The organism is Serratia sp. CY76391 (assembly GCF_052166695.1).
Lineage (GTDB): Bacteria > Pseudomonadota > Gammaproteobacteria > Enterobacterales > Enterobacteriaceae > Serratia > Serratia nematodiphila.
Genome location: NZ_JBJNOJ010000028.1, coordinates 1 through 1566, shown reverse-complemented (window position 1 = coordinate 1566; position 1566 = coordinate 1). Strand labels below are relative to the sequence as shown.

The following is a 1566-nucleotide window of genomic DNA, read 5'->3' as shown; positions in this document are numbered from 1 at the left end:
ATCCGCGCACTCAGCATGGACGCCGTACAAAAAGCAAATTCCGGCCACCCGGGGGCCCCTATGGGCATGGCGGACATCGCCGAAGTCCTGTGGCGTGACTACCTCAACCACAACCCGACTAACCCGCACTGGGCTGACCGCGACCGTTTCGTGCTCTCCAACGGCCACGGCTCCATGTTGATTTACAGCCTCCTGCACCTCACCGGCTACGACCTGCCGATGCGCGAGCTGGAAAACTTCCGTCAGCTGCATTCCAAAACCCCGGGCCACCCGGAGTACGGCTACACCCCGGGCGTTGAAACCACCACCGGCCCGCTGGGCCAGGGCATCGCCAACGCCGTCGGCTTCGCCATCGCCGAACGCACCCTGGCGGCGCAGTTCAACCGCCCCGGCCACGACATCGTCGACCACCACACCTACGCCTTCATGGGCGACGGCTGCATGATGGAAGGCATCTCGCACGAAGTCTGCTCCCTGGCCGGCACCCTCAAGCTCGGCAAGCTGACCGCCTTCTACGATGACAACGGCATCTCCATCGACGGCCACGTCGACGGCTGGTTCACCGACGACACCGCCCTGCGTTTTGAAGCCTACGGCTGGCACGTGGTGCGCAACGTCGACGGCCACAACCCGGACGCCATCAAGGCGGCGATTGAAGAAGCGCGCCAGGTGACCGACAAGCCGTCGCTGCTGATGTGCAAGACCGTTATCGGCTTCGGTTCGCCGAACAAGGCCGGCACCCATGACGTGCACGGCGCCGCGCTGGGCGCTGCCGAAGTGGCCGCCACCCGCGAAGCGCTGGGCTGGAAATACGCCGCCTTTGAAATCCCGCAGGACATCTACGCCCAGTGGGACGCCAAAGAAGCCGGTCAGGCCAAGGAAGCGGCCTGGAACGACAAGTTCGCCGCCTACGCCAGGGCCTTCCCGGAACTGGCCGCCGAGTTCAAGCGCCGCATGAACGGCGAGCTGCCGGCGGACTGGAAAGCCGACGCCAAGGCGTTCGTGGAAAAACTGCAGGCCAACCCGGCCAACATCGCCAGCCGCAAGGCGTCGCAGAACGCGCTGGAAGCGTTCGGCAAGGTGCTGCCGGAGTTCCTGGGCGGCTCCGCCGACCTGGCGCCGAGCAACCTGACCATGTGGTCCGGCTCGAAAGCGCTGAACGTTGACCCGGCGGGCAACTACATTCATTACGGCGTGCGCGAGTTCGGCATGACCGCCATCACCAACGGCATCGCGCTGCACGGCGGCTTCCTGCCGTACTCGGCGACCTTCCTGATGTTCGTGGAATACGCCCGCAACGCGGTGCGCATGGCGGCGCTGATGAAGCTGCGCAACGTGTTCGTCTACACCCACGACTCCATCGGTCTGGGCGAAGACGGCCCGACCCACCAGCCGGTGGAGCAGCTGGCGAGCCTGCGCGTGACCCCGAACATGAGCACCTGGCGCCCGTGCGACCAGGTGGAATCGGCGGTGGCGTGGCAGTACGGCATCGAGCGCAACGACGGCCCGACCACGCTGGTGTTCTCGCGCCAGAACCTGACCCAGCAGCCGCGCAGCGCAGAGCAG

General features: G+C 66.0%; 1 protein-coding gene. It reads left to right on the top strand.

The features are described 5' to 3' along the window. On the top strand, positions 1-1566 hold a 1566-nt coding region (gene tkt, locus ACJ8PN_RS25545; RefSeq protein ID WP_442535377.1), incomplete at both ends, for a transketolase.